Consider the following 19,106-nt stretch of genomic DNA (forward strand, 5'->3'; position numbering starts at 1 on the left):
TCAATTCTCCTCTGGACGCGAGCGGCTGTAGGCTTCGTAGCTATCGCTGCCAAGCTGGCGGCGTTCGGTCAGGGTCCAGCGTCCGTGTGCATCCGCAAGCCTTTCGAGGCCGATGTCTCCGAGGGCCGAGCGGCCTTCGCCGATCAGAATCGGAGCGCGGTAGAGCTCGATCCGGTCGACGAGGTCCTCGCCAAGGAAACTGCCCGCCGTCTGCGCCCCGCCTTCCACGTAAAGATATTGAACCTGGTCCAGCCGGTCGATCTGCGACGGGGTGTTGATGACGGTGACGCCGTCGGGCGCAATGCCGCGCGACAGCAATACCCGGCGCGGCGAGTGTTGCTCGAGGCCGGCCAGGCGCACATTCAGGCGCGGTTGGTCCGCCCGCCACGTGCCACCGCCGACCAGGATCGCGTCGTGGATGGCTCTGTGGGAATGCACATGGTCGCGCGCGACTTCACCGGTGATCCACTGACTTTCGCCAGCAGCCGTGGCAATCTGTCCGTCCAGCGAGACAGCAAGCTTCAGCGTCACAAAGGGTCGACCATGGTGCGCGCGCGTAAGATACCCGGCCAAGCTGAATTCCACTTCCGGCGTCGTGACGATGTCTACCGGAATCCCGGCTCCGCGCAGCCTTGCAATCCCTTCGCCAGCCGTGCGGGGGTCCGGGTCGAGCAGGCCGACTACGACGCGCGCGATCCCAGCTTCGCGCAGCAGGTCCGCACAGGCAGGTCCGCGCGCCGAGACGTGGGCGCATGGTTCGAGCGTGACAAAAGCGGTTGCGCCCTTTGCCTCTTCCCCCGCTTCTCCGAGTGCCGCGGCTTCCGCATGGGGGCGCCCGCCAGCCTGAGTCCAGCCGCGACCGACGACGCGTGCATCCTTGACGATCAGGCAGCCGACTGCCGGATTGGGGTGCGATACCGGTCGACCGCGCGCAGCCAGACGCGCTGCCGCATTCAGCCAGCGGATGTCACTCCCCTTCGTCGGCAACCGCTGCATCCGTTTCCTGGTTCTGTTCGCCGAACAATCGCTCCAACCGCTCGCGTTCGGCCCGCTCGGCAGCGGCGCGTTCCGCTTCGGCCCTGGCTTCCGCTTCGGTTGTGTCGATTCCCGTTGCTGCGCCGACGCGGCGATACAGGTCGCGCTTTTCCTGTTCGATCCGGTCGAGTTCGGCCTGGCGTTCTTCCTTCAGGCGCTGGTTTTCAAGATTCGACTGGCGAATTTCCTCGTCTGTGCGATCCGCCGCGAAGGTACGTATATATTCTACCTCGGGCTGTTCCGGCGGCATGAAGACCCGTTCATGCGTCAGGATGGAGATGAGGCCGAGGCAGGCGAGCAGCGAAACCAGCAGGAAAGCCCAGCGGTAGGGCTGCGGCTGCCGGATATAGCTCCAGAAATCGGAAATGCCCCCGACGGGGTTCACTCTGCGAAAATAGCGCATGCTATACAGATAGTAGGCTTGCGCGCCGGGCGCTAGGTGAAGCAGGCATAGAGTTTGCGCCCGCTGGCAGACAGCCAGCGATTGGCCCGCTCGATGTCGTCCTCGTAGAGTTCGTCGAGCAGGGCGTGAAACGCCTCGCTGTGGTCGAAATGCACGAGATGGGCGACTTCGTGGGCGACCACCGAACGGCGCACGAAATCGGGCGCCATGATGAGCCGCCAGTTGAGGCGCAGCACGCCCTCGCTCGAACAGCTGCCCCACCGGCGCCTCGCACGCGTCAGCCTGACGGGTGCGACGGGCAGGGCGGCGCGCCCGCAATAAAAAGCGGCATCGTCGGTAAAATGAGATTGTGCTTCGGTTTCGAGAAAGCGCTGCAAACGCTTGCCGAGCGTGTATTCCGGCCCGCCGAGACGCAGCGTGTCCATTTCGAGCGTCGGCCTACGCGGGGCATCCTCGCGCCAGTCGATCACAAGCTCGCTGCCCTTGTATGGCAAGCGGCGGCTGGCGACCGGATCGAAGGTTTCGGGGACCTTGTCGAGCTGGGCTTGCAGCCACGCCGCACGGGCGTGGGCGAAGGCGATAGCTTCCTTGCTGGCACACCATCGCGGCAGGGTGATGAGCACCGCCTTCCCATCGGGCGCGAGGCGCAGCGTCAGGCGTTTGGCGCGGGCGTGACGACGCAGTTCGATGGGTATCTTGCGGCCGCCCAATTCGATGGCTGGCTCGAGCGCTTCGGACCGGAGCCATTCGATCACGCGGCCTCCTCCTCGCCGTCGCCCCATTCTACGATATGGTGTTCGAGCGGACCTGCCTCGTCCTCGCTGATCACGCGTCCCGCAACCGAGACTCCCGCGGCAATCACGGCCTCGCGATCGCCTGAAATCAGGTAGTGCCAGCTCGGCAGCGGCCGGTCGTCGGCGCGGCGGCGATAGGCGCAGGTGTCGGGCAGCCAGGGAACCTTGTCGACCAGCTTGAGTGTAAGGCGCAGGCAGTCGGGCACGAAGGCCTTGCGGTTCTTGTAGTCCTTGCAGCGGGCCGTCGAACAGTCGAGCAGTGTGCAGGCGACATTCGTCTCCTCGATCTCGCCAGTATCCTCGTATTCGACCTTGTGCAGGCAGCAGCGCCCGCAGCCATCGCACAGCGCCTCCCATTCTTCCTGGTTCAGCTTCGCCAGCGGAAGCTCCCAGAAACGGTCCCTCAACGCACCCATTTCGCCAATTCCGCCTGAACGGCCTCGGGTCCCTGATCTGTTGGCAGCATTGCGATTGGTTCGCCCTCGGGGCCGAAGAGATAGGTGTAGCCGTAATGGTTCATCAGATAGCCGCCGCCTTCGGTCGTCTCCCCGCGCGAGAAGGTGGTCGCGAAGGTCTTGGCCACTTCCTTCAAGGTTTCAACATCGCCGGTCATGCCGATGAGGCGCGGATGAAAGGCATCGGTGAACTCGGTGAGGACCTCCGGCGTATCGCGTTCCGGATCGACGCTGACAAAAAGGGGCTGGATGCGGGCGCCAAGTTCGGGCTGATCCGCCTCGAACCGCTTCAGGCCGGCCATCGCGCGCTGCACGTCGGTCGGGCAGATGTCGGGACAGAAAGCATAGCCGAAATAGATAATACGGTACTGGCCGTCGAAGTCGTTCCACGAAACGGGCGTGCCGTCTTCGCCGGTCAACGTGAAATCGCCGCCAAGAGCCGCGCCCGCCAGTGGCGGTTCTTCAGCGGGTTGGGCGTTGCAGGCGGTCAGGAGGAGCGCGGCCAATACGGCGGGAAACTTGTAGGACATGACAGGTTGGTTCATGGTCTGCTAAGCGCCCGCATTCAAGGGCATGCAGACTGTTCTCAGACGGAAAATCACGGGAGTCCCCACAAGGTGCGCGTAAATCCGGTCACTCGTTTCCTGACCCTCACCATCGGCATGGCAAGCCTGGTGGCAACGCCGCTTGCCGCGCAGGGACAATCCGATGGGTACAAGTTCATCAAGGCGGTCCGCGATCGTGACGGGACCGAGGCAACTGCCCTGCTCGACCAGCCGGGCACCACGATCGTCAATGCGCGTGAAATCACGACTGGCGAAACCGCCATGCACGCGGTCGTCCAGCGGCGCGACCTCACGTGGGTGCGCTTTCTGCTGCAACGCGGTGCGAACCCGAATATTGCGGACAACAACGGCGTCACGCCGCTGCAGATCGCCGTGCAATTGGGCTTCATCGAAGGCGTCGCGCGGCTGATCAAGGGCGGGGCAAACGTCGATGTCACCAATTCGACGGGCGAAACCCCCCTGATGACCGCGATCCATCGCCGTGATACCGGCATGATCGAGGTCCTCATCGAAGCGGGAGCGGATCTCGACCGGACCGACAACAGCGGACGGACGGCGCGCGATTATGCCAAGCTGCTTGCCTCTAACGAGAAGGTGATGGCCGCCATCGAAAAGGCCGAAACCGCGCGTGACGGTGAACCCGAAACCTACGGGCCCAGCTGATGGACGAAACACAAACCCCCGATTTCGCCGATCTCACGCTTGACGAGCTGAGGCTCGCACTGGCTCCCGCAATTGCGGACGCCGCGATTTTCGACGGTTGGAGCAATGCGGCTCTCGAAATGGCCGCAGACCAGATGGGTGCCGACATCGATGTCGCGCGCCTCGCCTTCAAGGGCGGTGCCATCGATATGGTTTTTGCCTGGATCGAGGCGGTCGATATGGCAATGGCAGCAGCCTTCACAGAAGAGGTGGTTGCGCCGATGAAAATCCGCGAGCGGATTCGCAGCCTCGTCCAGTTCCGCCTCGATGCTGTCGCCGGACAGGAGGAAGCTTTGCGCCGCGCGCTCGCGATCATGGCGATGCCGCAGAACGCCCCGGCTTCGGCCAAGCGCGGCTGGCAGACCGCCGACCTGATGTGGCGGCTCGCGGGCGATACGGCGACCGATTACAATCACTATACCAAGCGGGCGATCCTCGCCTCGCTCTATGGGGCCACTCTCGCGGTGTTCGTAGAAGACGAGAGCGGGGGCAAGACGGAAACAAAGGCTTTCCTCGATCGCCGGATCGAAGGTGTGATGAAGTTCGAAAAGGTGAAGGCCAAATGGCTCAATCCCGATCGCGAAAGCTTCAGCCTGTCGCGCTTCCTCGGCCGCTTGCGCTATCCGGCGCGTTAAGACGCTATTGATAACCAGTTGCAATTAACTGTGCGCTCTGACAGGGGCGGCAGCATGACACTGGACGTTCTCGACAGCGGAAAACCGGCGCGCATTGTCGCCGTGGACTGGGCCGGTTTGGCCGAAGACGAAGGCAAGCGGTTGAAGGCGCTTGGCGTGGACGAAGGCGCCGAAATCGCCGTCGTGCACCGCGGAGTGTTCGGTGGGCGCGACCCGCTGGCTCTGCGGCTTGGCAATATGACCATCGCTATCCGCCGCATCCATGCTCGCGCCATCGAGGTGGAAGCAGCATGAGCACGAAACGTACAGCAGCGCTCGTCGGCAACCCGAATTCCGGGAAGTCGGCACTGTTCAACGCGCTCACCGGCGCGCGCCAGAAGATTGCGAATTACGCCGGCGTGACGGTCGAGCGTAAGGCGGGGCGCCTGACCTTGCCCAGTGGTGCGCCGGTCGAATTGCTCGACCTTCCCGGCTCCTACAGCTTCGATGCGGCGAGCCCTGACGAGGCCGTCACCCGCGATGTGGTGAAGGGCGTTTTCGATGGGGAAGCGGCGCCCGATGTGCTGATCCTCGTCCTGGATGCCGCAAATCTGGAACAGCATCTCGTGTTCGCACAAGAGGTGCTGGAACTGGGCAAGCCGACAGTCGTGGCGCTCAACATGGTCGACCTGGCCGAGCGCGATGGACTGACCCTCGATCCCGAAGCACTGTCCGAAGCGCTCGGCGTTCCGGTGGTGCCGACCGTCGCCGTGCGCCGCAAGGGCATCGCGGAACTGACCGACGCGATCGCGGAAGCGCGCAGCCATGCGGACGAGGAAGCGCACACGCGCTGGCACCTGACGCTGCCCGAACGGCGCCTGACGGCCAAGCACATTGCCCGCAGCGCGATCCTGTCCAAATCGACCCGCCACACCATCGAGAACGGTGTCGACCGCATTCTCCTCAATCCGTGGATCGGACCGGTCATCCTGTTCGGCCTTCTGTTCGTCGTCTTCCAGGCCGTGTTCGCCTGGGCGACGCCTTTCGCCGATGCGCTGGAAGGCGGCGTGGGTGCGATTTCGGGCGTGGTCTCACAGCGGCTGCCCGAAGGCCTATTCCGAGATTTCCTCGTCGAAGGCGTACTTGCCGGTGTCGGATCTGTGGTCGTCTTCCTGCCGCAGATCGTGATCCTCTTCTTCTTCATCCTCGTGATGGAAGCCAGTGGCTACATGGCGCGCGCTGCGTTCCTGATGGACCGGCTCATGGCGCTGGTCGGGCTTTCGGGCCGCAGCTTCATCCCGCTCTTGTCCAGTTTCGCCTGCGCCATTCCGGGCATCATGGCGACGCGCTCGATCTCCGATCCCAAGGACCGGTTGACCACCATCCTGATCGCCCCGCTGATGACCTGTTCGGCGCGCCTGCCGGTCTATGCCGTGGTCATCGCCGCGGTCATTCCGCAAACCACGGTCGGGCCGGGCATCGGCCTCCAGGGCCTCGTTCTGTTCGCACTATACGTTGCAGGCATCGTGGGTGCGATGGTCGTCGCGCTCGTCCTGCGCCGCACGGTGACCAAGGGCGCGGCGTCGGGCTTCATCATGGAACTGCCGCGCTACCAGTTGCCGCGCCTCAAGGACCTCGCCATCGGCCTGTGGCAGCGCGCCTGGGTCTTCCTGCGCCGCGCGGGTACGATTATCTTCGTCGCCACGATCGCGCTGTGGGTGCTGCTCAGTTTCCCCAAGGCGGAGCCGGGCGAAAGCCAGCTCGACGCCAGCCTAGCAGGCGCAGTAGCCGATACCCTCCACCCGGTGCTCGAACCGGTGGGCTTCAACCGCGAAATGAGCCTTGCCATCATTCCGGCACTGGCCGCGCGCGAAGTTGCCGTGTCCGCGCTCGCGACGACCTATGCCGTCGACGCGGAGGACGAAGATATCGCCGCCGAGGGCGTGACCGCGAAGATCGCTGCGCTTTGGAGCCTGCCGACCGCGCTGGCCTTCCTCGCCTGGTTCGTGTTCGCTCCGCAATGCCTGTCGACCATTGCCGTCGCACGGCGCGAGACGAACGGGTGGAAGTGGCCGACTGTCATGGTCGTCTACCTATTCGCGCTCGCGTGGCTGTTCGCCGGGGCGACCTACTGGATCGCGACGGCAGCGGGTCTTTAGCTCCGCTTCGGTGGAAACCTCGCCTGCGACCTAGAACCTGTGCGCTCCCTCGGTTAGGCCACGGCTAACAGTTACGAAGGAACGATTCGATGGCCGGTAGCCTCAACAAAGTCATGCTGATCGGAAACCTGGGCGCAGACCCGGAAATCCGCAGCTTCCAGAACGGCGGCAAGGTCGCCAACCTCCGCATCGCGACCAGCGAAACGTGGAAGGACCGCAATACCGGCGAACGCCAGGAACGCACTGAATGGCACACCGTCGCGATCTTCTCTGAAGGTCTGATCGGCGTGGTGGAGCGTTTTCTGCGCAAGGGTTCGAAGGTCTACATTGAAGGCCAGCTCCAGACCCGCAAATGGCAGGACCAAAGCGGCAACGACCGCTACTCGACCGAAATCGTGCTGCGTGGCCTCAATGGCACGCTGACCATGCTGGACGGTGCCCAGGGCGGCAATCGCGGCGGCGGTGGCGGCGGTTCCAGCTGGGACCAGGGCGGCGGCCAGTCTTCGGGTGGCGGCGACAATTGGCGCAGCGGCGGCGGTTCGTCGAGCGGCTCGCAGGGTGGCGGTTCCGGCGGCGGCGGATCGAACTACGACGATCTGGACGACGACATCCCGTTCTGAAGCACTTAGACAGCGTTTCTCGACGTGGCCTGGCTTCGTGAAATTATCGGCAAGCTCCTACCGTTCGCGATAGGTGGAATAATTGTGGCGGCAAGCTTCGTAGTTTACGGCGATCAATCTGCCGTAACGTCTCACGGAAAGATCGAATGCGAGTTTGCAGCCGAACCGGGGCAATCGCCCTTGCGCCTGGGGCGATATACCGCGCCCTTGGAAGCCTTGACCGTCGTCGGCGACGTCTACGACCCGTTCGAGAACACGCTCTACGATTTCGAGGGTGAATCGACCTATAGAATCGGCGCAAGAAACGTATCGGCCGACGTTAGAGGATCGGTATTCCTGAACGATTCAGGTGACGTCATCGCAGTGCTTCTCACACTGGAAGATCCCGATTTCGGACAACAAGGCGCGAGCGTGACCACGCTCAACGATGATGGAATTCTGGATACCGCGAACGGTCGGGCGTATGTCTACACCGATCCGAAATTCAAGCTCCTGCATCCATTGATGATGTCTTGCGAAACCAGGAATTGGATCAGGCCGCCTTCTAGTCCTTCTTGAGCGACGCCAAGGCTTCCGCCAACGGCCCGCTGGGCTTGCGGCTTTCGTCGCTTTCAATGCCCGCTTTCTCGCGCGCTTCTTCGGCGCCGGGGCCTTCGCGGTAAGGATCGATGGCAAGAGCCAGCTCCTGCGCGATGGCTTCGCCGAGGTCGAAACTGTCGCCCTCGTATTCGATCTCGTCGAGATCGTCTTCGGTCAGCTCGAATTCCGCGTCTTCCTCGTATTCGCCCATCCGGCCTTCGGGCACGAAGCGCAGCGAGAAGCTATCGGACACTTCGTAGGTGAAGTCTTCCCGCGTCACCGCACAGGGCTGTTCGAGTGTTGCGGCCAGCTTGCCCTCTGCGAGCACCGCTCCGTCCTTCTCCCCGAACTCCACCTCCGCGGCGAGGCTGTGGATGGCGGTGATCCCGAAGCGACTGGCCAAAGCGGCGCGTTCTGCCGCGTCCGCCTCAATGGTGATGGTGCCCGCAGGTAAGGCGCGCGGCTTGATGGAGCGGGAGAGCTCGGCTGCGCTCACGCGGCGAACTCCCCTGCGCGCAGCTGCGCCGCATCCGTGCGCGCGAGCCGCTTGTGCAGGCGGATCATCCTTTCGGCGAGAGCTTCGGCCTCGTCTTCCTGGGACATGGTGACGTTGCGCTTCAGCGCATCTGCCAGCGCGACGCGGTCTTCTGCGGCGAGCGCCGTGCGGTATGCGCCGAGGCGGCCGCCCATGCTGCTCATGAGGTTGCCGATCTTCTTGCCGACCGTGGGATCGCCGATCCCGGCTTCGCGCAACTGGCCTTCCATGTCTTCTACGAACAATTCGGTGAGGAGCGCGGTATGCGGCGCAAGGTCTTCGTCCGATTCCATCCGCAGGATCGCAAGGCTGAGGACCAGCGTGACCATGTCGAACCTGCCCTCCAGCGTATCGGCCACCCCGCACATGCGGTACCAGTCGGGGTCGCGGGCTTCCTCGACCACGCGGTGCCACAGCGGGCGCCACTGCTCGCGCGGGTCTTCCTGGGTGCCGAACAGGCGGGCAAAAAAGGTCATCGGGTAAAGCGCTTTCTTCGACTATCGTTCAGCGGCAATTCAAGCCGCCATCCCCACCGGTTCGCGAGACGCACGTTGCAAGGCGCGCGCCTTTCGGTTTAGGGCGTGAGCCGCATATAGGATGCGCTGGCGAGCACGCCAAGCGCGCACCAGGATGGAGACATGCTGTTCCCATGAACAGGTCCAAGATTTTCGGTATCGCTGCCATTCTCACGGCGGGTCTCGCAACGACTGCTTGCTCCTCGATTCGCGAGCCGCGCGGCTACATCGTCGATTCGCTGCTGGTCGGCACCGTGCAGCCCGGCATCGACAACCAGCGCAGCGTGGAGGCGACGCTGGGCCGTCCGACCTTCACCAGCCAGTATGGCGAGCCGACCTGGTATTACGTGTCGAGCACGACGGGCCGTAAACCGTTCGTCAGGCCTTCCATCCGCGAGCATCAGGTGCTGGCGGTCAAGTTCGATGCGGCAGGCAATGTCCTGTCCGCCGATCGCAGCGGTATCGAACAGGTCGTCTACCTTTCGCCCGATGGCGACGAGACGCCGACCCTGGGCCGTGAGCGTGGCTTCCTCGAAGACCTGTTCGGCAATATCGGCACGGTCGGCCAGCCGGGCCTGGGCGGCCAGGGCGGTCCGGGTCGCTGATCGCTTGACCCCTTCGCTCGGCTCCCCATATCCGGCGACATGAGTGAACAAGACAATCGCCACGGGCTGACCCAGTGGCATGGCACCACGATAATCGGCGTGCGCAAGGGCGACAGGATCGTCGTTGCCGGGGACGGACAGGTCTCCATGGGCAACACGGTCATGAAGCCCAATGCCCGCAAAGTCCGCCGGATCGGTGAAGGCGGCAAGGTCGTCGCCGGGTTTGCCGGCGCCACGGCGGATGCCTTCACCCTGTTCGAGCGGCTCGAAAAGAAGCTCGAACAATATAGCGGGCAGTTGCTGCGCGCGGCGGTCGAGCTGACCAAGGACTGGCGCACGGACAAGTACCTGCGCAATCTCGAAGCCCTGATGATCGTGGCGGACAAGGAAAACCTCCTCGTCCTTACCGGCAATGGCGACGTGCTGGAACCGGAAGGCGGCATCACGGCCATCGGCTCGGGCGGCAATTATGCACTCGCCGCTGCCAAGGCGATCGCCGAATATGAAGACGACCCCGAAGTGATTGCGCGCAAGGCGATGCAGGTCGCCGCGGACATCTGCGTCTTCACCAATGGCAATGTGACCCTCGAAGAGGTCTGAGAATTCATGGACAATCTGACACCCAAGGCGATCGTCGGATCGCTGGATGAACACATCATCGGCCAGAAGGATGCCAAGCGCGCCGTGGCCGTGGCGCTGCGCAATCGCTGGCGCCGTCAACGCCTCGATGCCGATTTGCGCGACGAGGTGACGCCCAAAAATATCCTGATGATCGGCCCGACCGGCTGCGGCAAGACCGAGATCAGCCGCCGCCTGGCCAAGCTGGCCGAAGCGCCTTTCGTCAAGATCGAGGCAACCAAGTTTACCGAGGTCGGCTATGTCGGTCGCGACGTCGAACAGATCGCACGCGATTTGGTCGAAGAAGCCATCCGCCTCGAGAAGGAGCGCCGCCGCGAAGCGGTGCGCGAATCTGCGAGCAAGGCTGCCATGGATCGGCTGCTCAACGCGCTTGTCGGCGAGAACGCCAGCGAAGCGACGCGCGAGGCCTTTCGCGAGCGTATCGTCCAGAATGCGATGAACGACACCGAAGTCGAAATCGACGTGAAGGACCAGCCGACCAGCAATATGGAAATTCCCGGCATGCCCGGCAATGTGGGCATGATCGACCTTTCCGACATGCTCGGCAAGGCGATGGGCAAGGCGCCGACCAAGCGCCGCAAGCTCAAGGTCCCCGATGCCTGGGACAAGCTGGTCGAGGAAGAAGCCGAAAAGCGCATGGACCAGGACGACGTGCACCGCGTCGCGCTGGAGAATGCGGAAACCAATGGCATCGTTTTCCTGGACGAGATCGACAAGATTGCCGTCAGCGACGTGCGCGGCGGCTCCGTGTCCCGTGAAGGCGTACAGCGCGACCTGCTGCCGCTGATCGAGGGCACGACGGTTGCCACCAAGTATGGCCCGATGAAAACCGATCACGTGCTCTTCATCGCCAGCGGTGCATTCCACGTCGCCAAGCCTTCCGACATGCTCCCCGAACTGCAGGGCCGCCTGCCGATCCGCGTCGAATTACGCGCACTGACCGAAGAGGACTTCGTGCGCATCCTGACCGAAACCCGGGCGAACCTGGTGGACCAGTACCGCGCGCTGATCGGGACGGAAGACGTCACCCTCGACATTACCGAGGACGCGATCGCCGAAGTGGCCAAGATCGCCGCGCGGGTGAACGAGAGCGTCGAGAACATCGGCGCACGCCGCCTGCAGACGGTCATGGAGCGACTGCTGGAAGACATCAGCTTCGAAGCGGAAGAGCACACGGGCGAGACCATCACGGTCGACGCCGCCTATGTCCGCGAACGGCTCGACGATCTCGCCGGCGACACCGACCTCAGCAAGTACATCCTGTGACGCGCGAAACGGTCCGTGATCTTGCCGCGATGCTCAAACAGCTATCGCCGCGGCTGGACCCGGACCGTTATCGCTATGTGCAGATCGAACCGTCGAACGCCCCGCAATTGCTTGGCGCGGCAATCGCCACGTTTCGCGAAGAAGAAGGTGTCTCGGCAATCGTCCCGGCGGCGATTGCCGACCAGGCCGATGTCGATGGCGCCGACATGGCACGGATTACTCTGGAGGTTTATTCCGACCTTGAGGGCGTGGGACTTACCGCCGCAGTTTCGACCGCGCTGGCCGACGCGGGCATTGCCTGCAATATGGTCGCCGCCTTGAACCACGATCATGTCTTCGTGCCTGCCGCCAGAAGCGCCGAAGCGATTCTCGTTCTCCAGAAGCTGGCGGCCAAACACGCCTGATCACTGGTGCGATGAGCAGCGAATCTCGCCGAAAGGGTGCGATTCCAGTCGACTAGCAAGACGAATAGGTTCCTGCCGGAGGCCTCGAAGCAGGTTCCTCGCCCTTGCTTTGACTCCGTTTTTGAGCGGTGGCATTATCCGGGCGGGGGAACACACCAGAACAAGTCGCTCATTTCCTCGGATCAGGGTCGCTAACTCCTGAACCGGAGAATACATATGAAGCGTATCATCAAATCGTCGATCATCGCGGCTGCAGCGGGCACCTTGGCCCTCAGCGCACCGGCGTCTGCCCAGCTCAACGTCTGGGAAGATTACACTCCCCAGGAAACCGTGATCGAACTTACCTATGTGAAGGTCGATGAAGGCCAGCTGGATTATTATCTCGAAGGGCTGAGGTCGACCTGGGTGAAAGCCAACGAAGTGGCCAAGGATTTGGGCCGGATCACCGATTACGGGATCTATGTCGTGCCCTTCGGCAGCAACGAAGTGAACCTCGTCCTGCGCATCAACTATCCCAACATGGAATCGCTCGATCCCGACAAGGCCGAATACGACAAGTTCATGGAAGCCTGGGGCAATTCCAATATGGAAAGCAGCAACCAGACGGTCCGCGAACTCTACAACAAGATCCGCAAGATCAAGGGGACCTACATCCTTCGCGAGCTACGAATGAAAATGTAACTCGCAATGGGACAGGCGCTAGCGAGTGCTCGCGCCTGTCCCGCTTCGTTTGAGGCCGGGCGGTTATGCCTGGCCAATTCCCTGACATGGCGGGGCTTGTTTGCGGCGTATTTCGACCTGGTGTGTGTCGCCCAAGGCCAGGCTCACGAACCAGGAAGTTCGTCCAGTCGTCTTTGCAGTTCGGCCAGCAGGGCTTCGCGCTCTTCATAGCCAAGCAGCACATGTCCGTTGCGGCCCATGTTGTCGAAAAGCTCGTTGAGGAACTGCCGGTTGGAGCGCATCTCTTCGACATTGCACTGCGGAGCGAACCGCACGTCCGGATTCTTCATGTAGCCCCAATCGAGTTCCGTATCCGACCCCCTCGGGAGAGCTGCAATCTGGATTGCATCGGGGTGGCGGCTGTACAGGCGAAACAACTCGTTCGTGCGTTCTTCGTGATTGGCGCGCTGACGGTCCCGAAAGAGGATATAGCGACGCAGCTGGCTCTTGATCCCCTCATCTTTCAGGCGGTCGAATCGCCCGGTCGACAGCAATTCTTCGAGAATTGGTAACTGGTCAGCTTCGCGCCGATAGATATGCGATGCAGCCACTACGCTGCATTCCTTCTCGGTCAGCTGCCGCGGAACTACCGAAGTGAAAATGACGCCTTGGGCCTGCGTGTATAGGTCCGCTCTGGTTTGCAGTTCTTCGCGTTCCTGACGAACCACCCCGAGAAGCGTTGCGGTTTCGGCCTGAAGCCGTGCAAGGATCTTCGCCTCGTCTTCGCGCTCCTGACGTTCTTCTTTCCAGTTCGCGGCCTGCAGACCGAGGAACACACCGCTCACGACGATCAGGAACTCAGCCGCAAGAGCGAACCAGTTCTGCTCACGCAGATGCGCGGCGATCCTGCTCAGAAATACCGGTGTCTTACCCTCCGCCATGGCCGGAGTATGGAACACCGGCCAATATGCGCAAGGGCAAACTCAGCCTCAGGGGTGCGGCGCCAGCCCGATTTCGACACCAGTCTTGTCGGTGAGGGCGAACTTGTCGACCAAGTCCGAGCTTGCGCGGTTCAGCCCGCGGACCTGAACGCTGCGACCATTGCGGCGCATGCGCTCCACCACCTTGTCGAGCGCACCGACCGCGCTGATGTCCCAGAAGTGGGCCTTGCGCACGTCAATGATCACGTGGTCGGCGGGATCCGGCATGGTGCTTTCCGGGCCGAGCGCAGCTTCGAACCGCTCGACGCTGGCATAGAAGATCTGTCCCTTGGCGCGGTAAATGGCAGTGTCGCCCTCGCGCTCGCGGACCACCTCGAACATGGTCATCACCTTGTGGGTGAAGAACACGCCCGACAGGATCACACCTGCCAGCACGCCGAGCGCAAGGTTGTGGGTCGCGACCACCACCACGACGGTGGCGAGCATGACCACGCTCGACTGCCACGGGTGCTTCGAGATGTTGGGAATCGAGTTCCATGAGAAGGTGCCGATCGACACCATGATCATGATCGCGACCAGGGCCGGCATCGGTACCCGACCCACGAGGTCGCCCAGGACTGCCAGAAGGATGAGCAGCGACAGGCCTGCCGTGAAGGTCGACAGGCGTCCGCGACCACCGCTGGTCACGTTGATGACCGACTGGCCGATCATGGCGCAGCCACCCATGCCTCCGAACATGGCTGCGACGACATTGGCGATGCCCTGGCCTGCACTCTCGCGGCGCTTGTTCGAACCGGTGTGCGTCATGTCGTCGACGATCTGCGCGGTCAGCAGCGATTCGAGCAGGCCGACGGCAGCCATGGTCGCAGCATAGGGCGCGATGATCGCGAGCGTTTCCCAGGTCAGGGGCACGTCGGGCAGGGCGAAGTAGGGAAGGCCCTCGGGCAGTTCGCCCATGTCGGAGACGGTGTTGACCGGTGCATCCAGCCAGATCGTCAGCGCAGTCAGCACGATAATCGCGATGAGCGGGCTGGGGATGGCGGTGGTGAATTTCGGGATGATGTAGATCATCGCCAATGCGGCAATGACCATTGCGTAAGTCATCCAGCCGATGCCCGCTGCGGTCGGGTCGAGCTGCGGCAGCTGCGCCATGAAGATCAGGATGGCGAGCGCGTTGACGAACCCGGTGATCACCGAACGCGAGACGAATTGCATCAGCAGGTCGAGCCGCAGCAGCGCTGCGATGCCCTGGAAGATGCCCATCAGGATCGTCGCTGCGAAGAGGTATTCGACCCCGTGGTCGCGTACCAGCGGGACGACGACCACTGCGACAGCGGCGGTGGCCGCGCTGATCATGCCCGGGCGGCCGCCAGTGAACGCGATGACCATGGCAATCGCGACCGAGGCATAAAGACCCACGCGCGGATCGACGCCCGCGATGATCGAAAAGCCGATCGCTTCGGGAATGAGGGCCAGGGCCACAACGATGCCGGCAAGGATGTCTGCGCGGATGTTGGAGAACCAGTCGCGTTTGATCGCGCTGCGGTCGAGCATGCGTTTGTCCGTTCGTGTTACTTGGAATGGGCAGGCGGCGGCCTGCATGTGACGCCCCTTTGGCCTATGTTGCGCTGCAACACAACCTTCGGGCCAAAGGCCGCGTTTTGTGGTTCGCAGAACCTTCTCGCCCCTCCGTCGAGCCGGGGTCGTTTACAGGCTGCCGCTTGCTAGCCAGATTCGGCAAATCAATCGACAGGGGTAGGGACATGATGAAATCCGCCATTCTGAGCGCCGGCGTAGCTTCGCTTGCGATCTTCGCCGCAACTCCGGCCATCGCCGACGACCATGCCGATAGCAGTGGCGCGATCTCCGCACCTGCCATCGAGTACGAGCGCTGGACATTGGACAATGGCCTGCAGGTCATCGCCATTCCCGACGCGTCCACAGGGACGGTGACCACCTCCATGTGGTACGAAGTCGGCTCGAAGCTCGACCCCGAAGGCCGCAGCGGGTTCGCGCATCTGTTCGAGCACATCCTCAGCCGCAAGACGCGGAACATGCCGTACAATATGATCTATGGCCTGACCGCCGATGTCGGCGGTACCCGCAACGCCTCGAACAGTCCCGACCGTACCAATTATTACGAGACCGTTCCGGCGGAGTATCTCGAGGCCATGCTGTGGACCCACCGCGAACGCATGGGCTTCCCCGTGATCGACCAGGAAGTCTTCGACAAGGAACGCGACGTGGTGAAGGAGGAGCTGCGCCAGCGCGTGCTTGCGCCTCCTTATGGCCGCTTCAGCCGATTTGTGCTCCCCGAAAGTGCCTATGACACTCTGCCCTATCGCCGCCCCGGCATCGGCAGCATCGAAGAACTGGACGCCGCAACGCTCGACGATGCGCGTGCATTCTATCAGGCCTATTACGGGCCGGACACGGCGACACTGATCGTTGCCGGCAATTTCGAAATGGATAACCTGCGCTCACTCGTCGCGGACTACTTCTCGGATATCCCACGCCGATCGGACCCGGTCGACGTGACCCTGAACGTGCGGGCGATGGAGCGCACAGCGCCGCGCACGGTCAACGCGACCGCGCCGAACGTACCGCTCCCGCTGGTGGGAACGGTGTGGAAGTTGCCTCCGCTCACGCATCCTGATGCCGCGCCACTCGAAGTGATGGACGCAATCATGGCGCGCGGCGACAACAGCCGGATGCATGGCGCCCTTGTTCGCACCGGCAAGGCGGTTGAAGCGGTTCACTTCGCCGACCTACAGGAAGAAGGCGGGATGCTGGCCCAGTTCGCGGTAACCAATCCGCAGGCCGATGCAGAGGAAGTGCGCTCCATTCTCGAGGCGGAACGCCGGCGCATGATGGAAGAGCCGGTTTCGGCGGCCGAGCTGGCCGAGGCCAAGAACGAGCTTATCGCCTCTGCCCTGCGCCAGCGCGAAACGGCTCGCGGCCGCGCATTCGAATTGGGCGAGGCGCTGGTCAGCACCGGCGATCCCGGCTTCGCCGACAAGCGCCTTGCTGCCATCGCTGCGGTCAGCATCGAGGACGTCCAGCGCGTCGCGCGCACCTACTATAGAGAAGATAGGCGTACGGACATTACCTATACGGCTGGCGAGGACGATCCGTCCGCCTATGCCAATCCGGTCCCCATGCCGCAGTTCCGCACCTTGCCGCCTGCGGACGGTGAGCCGCTGTCGGTCGCGCCCGAAGGCGAGCGCCAACCAGTCCCCGGACCCGGGGAGCGACCGGTGGTCGAGGCGGCTGCAATCGTCGAACGAACGCTCGACAACGGTATCGAGGTGGTCGCCGCGCAAACCGGCGATGTCCCGCTTGCGACGATGACCGTTCTGGTGCCCGGCGGATCGATCAGCGATCCGCGCGCCAAGGCAGGTATCGCCGAGATGGCTGCGACGCTGGCCGACAAGGGCGCGGGAGGAATGGACGAGAGCGAGATCGCGCGCCGCCTGGAAAGCCTGGGCGCAAGCTTCGGAGCGACTGCAGGGTCGCAAGGCTCTTTCTTTAGTCTTACCGCCCCGGTCGAGAATATGGACGAAGCGGGCAAGGTTCTCGCGGCAATCATCACGAGTGCCGACTATCCGCAAGCTGCCTTCGAGCGCGAGCGCAAGCGGGCGGTCGACGGGCTTGCGATCCAGTTGAAGGACCCGGGCGGGCTTGCCCGGATGGTCGCACGGCCCGTTCTTTATGGCGACGCGCCCTTCGGTACGATCCCGAGCGGAACGCAGGAGAGCCTTGCATCGCTTACCCGCGAGGATCTCGTCGCCCATCGCGCGCGCTACTGGCATCCGCAAAGGACGAAGGTCATCGTCAGCGGCGGCGTATCGCCGGAGCGGGCGATAGCGCTGACCGAGAGCCTGCTGGGCGGCTGGACGGTGGACGCGCCGCCACCTGCGGATATTGCCGATCCGACCGGGCAGGGCGAACCCGTCCGAACCGTCGTCATCAACATGCCCGACGCGGGGCAGGCGGCCGTCTATGCCGGAATGCGCGCTCCTGCCCGTACGGATGCAGACTATCACCCGCTGGAGATCGCCAATGCCATCCTCGGCGGCGGATCGAGCGGACGCCTGTTCGAAGAAGTGCGCACCAAGCGGTCGATCAGCTATGGCGCCGGCAGCGGGCTGGGCACGGACATGCTGCTCGCATCCGCGCAGACGCAGAACAGCACTGCAGACGAGGTCGTGCAGGTCTTCCTCGACGAGTTCGACCGGCTGGGCGATGAGGCCATCGATGCCGACCTGCTCGGCAAGCGGCGCCTATACCTCAGCGGCGGCTATGCCCGCAGCCTCGAAACCTCGTCGGGCTTCAACTCGATCGTCGCGAACCTTCTTCTCGACGGACTGGAGCCGGCCGAGGCCGCTCGCTACGCCGACCGGCTCGCCGCCGTGTCGCCGCAAGCAGCGACGCAGGCAGCGGCCGATTACGTCGGATCGGAAAAGGCCACAGTCATCGTGGTCGGCAATGCGAGCGAGTTCCTCGACGACCTCAAGGCCATTCGCCCCGATGTCGAAGTGATCGATGCCGAAGCAATCGACCTCTCGACGCCAACCCTCACCATGGGCGGTGGGTAATCAGGTGACCGGGTCCGCCTGGCGCTCTGCCGCCTGGCGGGCCCACATCTCCGCATAAAGCCCATCGCGGGCCAGCAAGTCGGCGTGCGTTCCGCTCTCGGCGAGACGGCCGTGATCGAGCACCAAAATCCTATCGGCATTTGCGATCGTCGAAAGGCGGTGGGCGATGGCGAGGGTGGTGCGGTTTTCGCTGACCCGGTCGAGCGTCTGGAGGATATCCTGCTCGGTCCTGGTGTCGAGCGCACTGGTCGCCTCGTCGAGCACCAGGATCGGCGGGTTCTTCACCAGCGTCCGCGCAATCGCCACACGCTGCTTCTCGCCGCCCGACAGCTTAAGGCCCCGCTCGCCGACTTCTGTGTCGAAGCCTTCGGTCAGGCTATCGATAAAGGGGAGGATTGCAGAGTCGCGTGCCGCAGCCACGATTTCGTCCTCGCTCGCGTCCTCCCGGCCATAGGCGATATTGTAGCCGATCGTGTCATTGAACAGGACGCTGTCCTGCGGGACGATGCCGATTGCGGCGCGCAGGCTTTCCTGCGTCACCTCGGCGATGTCCTGGCCGTCTATAAGGATGCGGCCCGACAGCGGATCGTAGAAGCGGAATAGCAGGCGGGCGATCGTGCTCTTGCCTGCGCCCGAAGGTCCGACGATGGCGACATGGCTTCCGGCCGGAACTTCGAAGGAAAGATCGTTAAGGATCTGCCTGTCCTTGTCGTATCCGAATGAGACCTTCTCGAAAGCGATCGAGGGCTGGCGTACGACGAGCGCCGGTGCGCCAGGCCGGTCGGCTACTTCGACGTTGGTGTCGATAAGGTCGAACATGGCGGCCATGTCGACCAGGCCCTGCCGGATCGTGCGATAGACCCATCCCAGAAGGTCGAGCGGGCGGAATAGCTGCATGAGATAGGTATTCACGAACACCAGATCGCCGACCGACAGCTCGCCGCGGCTCCAGCCCCACACCGTATAGGCCATCGCGCCTGCCATCAGCGCGTTGGTGATGAAGGCTTGCACTATGT

22 protein-coding genes (1 of these 22 cut by a window edge) are annotated in these 19,106 nt (G+C 63.2%); 12 read left to right on the forward strand and 10 right to left on the reverse strand.

The features are described from left to right. From ribD to K3179_RS07715, 5 genes are read right to left on the reverse strand one after another with little or no spacing between them, the layout of a single operon-like run. On the reverse strand, positions 1–996 hold the full coding sequence (ribD, locus tag K3179_RS07695; RefSeq protein ID WP_221563704.1) for a bifunctional diaminohydroxyphosphoribosylaminopyrimidine deaminase/5-amino-6-(5-phosphoribosylamino)uracil reductase RibD: 996 nt from the start codon (positions 994–996) through the stop codon (positions 1–3). Then, positions 968–1,438: a hypothetical protein gene (locus tag K3179_RS07700; RefSeq protein WP_221563706.1), complete on the reverse strand. Its 471-nt coding sequence runs from the start codon at positions 1,436–1,438 to the stop codon at positions 968–970. The genes ribD and K3179_RS07700 overlap by 29 nt, the downstream gene beginning before the upstream one ends. Before the next feature lie 32 nt (positions 1,439–1,470). Continuing rightward, entirely contained in the window at positions 1,471–2,193 is a 723-nt protein-coding gene (locus tag K3179_RS07705) for a M48 family metallopeptidase (protein WP_221563708.1), read from the reverse strand. Further along, entirely contained in the window at positions 2,190–2,648 is a 459-nt protein-coding gene (locus K3179_RS07710; RefSeq protein WP_221563710.1) for a YcgN family cysteine cluster protein, read from the reverse strand. Before K3179_RS07710 ends, K3179_RS07705 begins: the two co-directional genes overlap by 4 nt. After that, a complete protein-coding gene (locus K3179_RS07715; protein WP_221563712.1) occupies positions 2,636–3,232 on the reverse strand; it encodes an SCO family protein in 597 nt (198 codons plus the stop codon). Before K3179_RS07715 ends, K3179_RS07710 begins: the two co-directional genes overlap by 13 nt. Before the next feature lie 72 nt (positions 3,233–3,304). Between K3179_RS07715 and K3179_RS07720 the strand changes: the two genes are divergently transcribed. From K3179_RS07720 to K3179_RS07745, 6 genes are all read left to right on the forward strand, one after another. Next, a complete protein-coding gene (locus K3179_RS07720) occupies positions 3,305–3,916 on the forward strand; it encodes an ankyrin repeat domain-containing protein (RefSeq protein WP_345722393.1) in 612 nt (203 codons plus the stop codon). Beyond that, a complete protein-coding gene (locus tag K3179_RS07725; protein WP_221563714.1) occupies positions 3,916–4,590 on the forward strand; it encodes a COQ9 family protein in 675 nt (224 codons plus the stop codon). Before K3179_RS07720 ends, K3179_RS07725 begins: the two co-directional genes overlap by 1 nt. 54 nt (positions 4,591–4,644) lie before the next feature. Further along, positions 4,645–4,884, forward strand: a complete 240-nt coding sequence (locus K3179_RS07730) for a FeoA family protein (protein WP_090480421.1) — start codon at positions 4,645–4,647, stop codon at positions 4,882–4,884. Next, positions 4,881–6,728 (forward strand): ferrous iron transporter B, encoded by a 1,848-nt coding sequence (gene feoB / locus K3179_RS07735; protein ID WP_221563716.1) that lies wholly within the window; start codon positions 4,881–4,883, stop codon positions 6,726–6,728. Before K3179_RS07730 ends, feoB begins: the two co-directional genes overlap by 4 nt. Positions 6,729–6,817: 89 nt before the next feature. Further along, positions 6,818–7,348: a single-stranded DNA-binding protein gene (gene ssb, locus K3179_RS07740; RefSeq protein ID WP_221563718.1), complete on the forward strand. Its 531-nt coding sequence runs from the start codon at positions 6,818–6,820 to the stop codon at positions 7,346–7,348. A gap of 24 nt (positions 7,349–7,372) precedes the next feature. Beyond that, the gene (locus K3179_RS07745; RefSeq protein WP_221563720.1) at positions 7,373–7,906 is read left to right on the forward strand and encodes a hypothetical protein; all 534 of its coding nucleotides are present in this window, start codon (positions 7,373–7,375) and stop codon (positions 7,904–7,906) included. Here K3179_RS07745 and K3179_RS07750 read toward each other — a convergent pair. Both K3179_RS07750 and K3179_RS07755 read right to left on the reverse strand, forming a co-directional pair. Continuing rightward, the gene (locus K3179_RS07750; protein WP_221563722.1) at positions 7,893–8,423 is read right to left on the reverse strand and encodes a YceD family protein; all 531 of its coding nucleotides are present in this window, start codon (positions 8,421–8,423) and stop codon (positions 7,893–7,895) included. The genes K3179_RS07745 and K3179_RS07750 overlap by 14 nt on opposite strands. Beyond that, positions 8,420–8,938: a ubiquinol-cytochrome C chaperone family protein gene (locus K3179_RS07755; protein ID WP_221563724.1), complete on the reverse strand. Its 519-nt coding sequence runs from the start codon at positions 8,936–8,938 to the stop codon at positions 8,420–8,422. The genes K3179_RS07750 and K3179_RS07755 overlap by 4 nt, the downstream gene beginning before the upstream one ends. A gap of 173 nt (positions 8,939–9,111) precedes the next feature. Between K3179_RS07755 and K3179_RS07760 the strand changes: the two genes are divergently transcribed. The 5 genes from K3179_RS07760 (at position 9,112) to K3179_RS07780 (ending at position 12,572) form a co-directional block, all read left to right on the forward strand. After that, a complete protein-coding gene (locus K3179_RS07760) occupies positions 9,112–9,582 on the forward strand; it encodes an outer membrane protein assembly factor BamE (RefSeq protein WP_221563726.1) in 471 nt (156 codons plus the stop codon). Positions 9,583–9,621: 39 nt separating this feature from the next. Beyond that, complete coding sequence (hslV, locus tag K3179_RS07765) at positions 9,622–10,182, forward strand: ATP-dependent protease subunit HslV (protein ID WP_090480438.1); 561 nt, start codon at positions 9,622–9,624, stop codon at positions 10,180–10,182. A 6-nt stretch (positions 10,183–10,188) separates the two neighbouring features. Then, entirely contained in the window at positions 10,189–11,487 is a 1,299-nt protein-coding gene (hslU, locus tag K3179_RS07770; RefSeq protein WP_221563728.1) for an ATP-dependent protease ATPase subunit HslU, read from the forward strand. Next, complete coding sequence (locus tag K3179_RS13585; RefSeq protein WP_221563730.1) at positions 11,484–11,891, forward strand: ACT domain-containing protein; 408 nt, start codon at positions 11,484–11,486, stop codon at positions 11,889–11,891. The genes hslU and K3179_RS13585 overlap by 4 nt, the downstream gene beginning before the upstream one ends. 216 nt (positions 11,892–12,107) lie before the next feature. Continuing rightward, the gene (locus K3179_RS07780; RefSeq protein WP_143089617.1) at positions 12,108–12,572 is read left to right on the forward strand and encodes a hypothetical protein; all 465 of its coding nucleotides are present in this window, start codon (positions 12,108–12,110) and stop codon (positions 12,570–12,572) included. A gap of 143 nt (positions 12,573–12,715) precedes the next feature. On the opposite strand, the gene K3179_RS07785 is transcribed toward K3179_RS07780, so the two are convergent. Together K3179_RS07785 and K3179_RS07790 are read right to left on the reverse strand one after the other, a co-directional pair. Further along, positions 12,716–13,492 carry a hypothetical protein gene (locus tag K3179_RS07785; RefSeq protein WP_221563732.1) on the reverse strand — a complete coding sequence of 259 codons (777 nt, stop codon included), beginning with the start codon at positions 13,490–13,492 and terminating at the stop codon, positions 12,716–12,718. A gap of 48 nt (positions 13,493–13,540) precedes the next feature. After that, complete coding sequence (locus K3179_RS07790) at positions 13,541–15,046, reverse strand: SulP family inorganic anion transporter (protein ID WP_221563734.1); 1,506 nt, start codon at positions 15,044–15,046, stop codon at positions 13,541–13,543. A gap of 209 nt (positions 15,047–15,255) precedes the next feature. Between K3179_RS07790 and K3179_RS07795 the strand changes: the two genes are divergently transcribed. Then, positions 15,256–18,090, forward strand: coding sequence for a M16 family metallopeptidase (locus K3179_RS07795; protein ID WP_221563736.1), 2,835 nt, complete (start codon positions 15,256–15,258; stop codon positions 18,088–18,090). On the opposite strand, the gene K3179_RS07800 is transcribed toward K3179_RS07795, so the two are convergent. After that, positions 18,091–19,106 carry the 3' portion of an ABCB family ABC transporter ATP-binding protein/permease gene (locus K3179_RS07800; RefSeq protein WP_221563738.1) on the reverse strand. The gene runs 799 nt beyond the window's last position, so the window shows 1,016 of its 1,815 coding nt (coding positions 800–1,815); its start codon lies off the right edge, out of view; its stop codon occupies positions 18,091–18,093. It lies immediately after the preceding gene.

The sequence above is a fragment of the Qipengyuania intermedia genome (genome assembly GCF_019711615.1).
Taxonomy (GTDB): domain Bacteria; phylum Pseudomonadota; class Alphaproteobacteria; order Sphingomonadales; family Sphingomonadaceae; genus Qipengyuania; species Qipengyuania intermedia.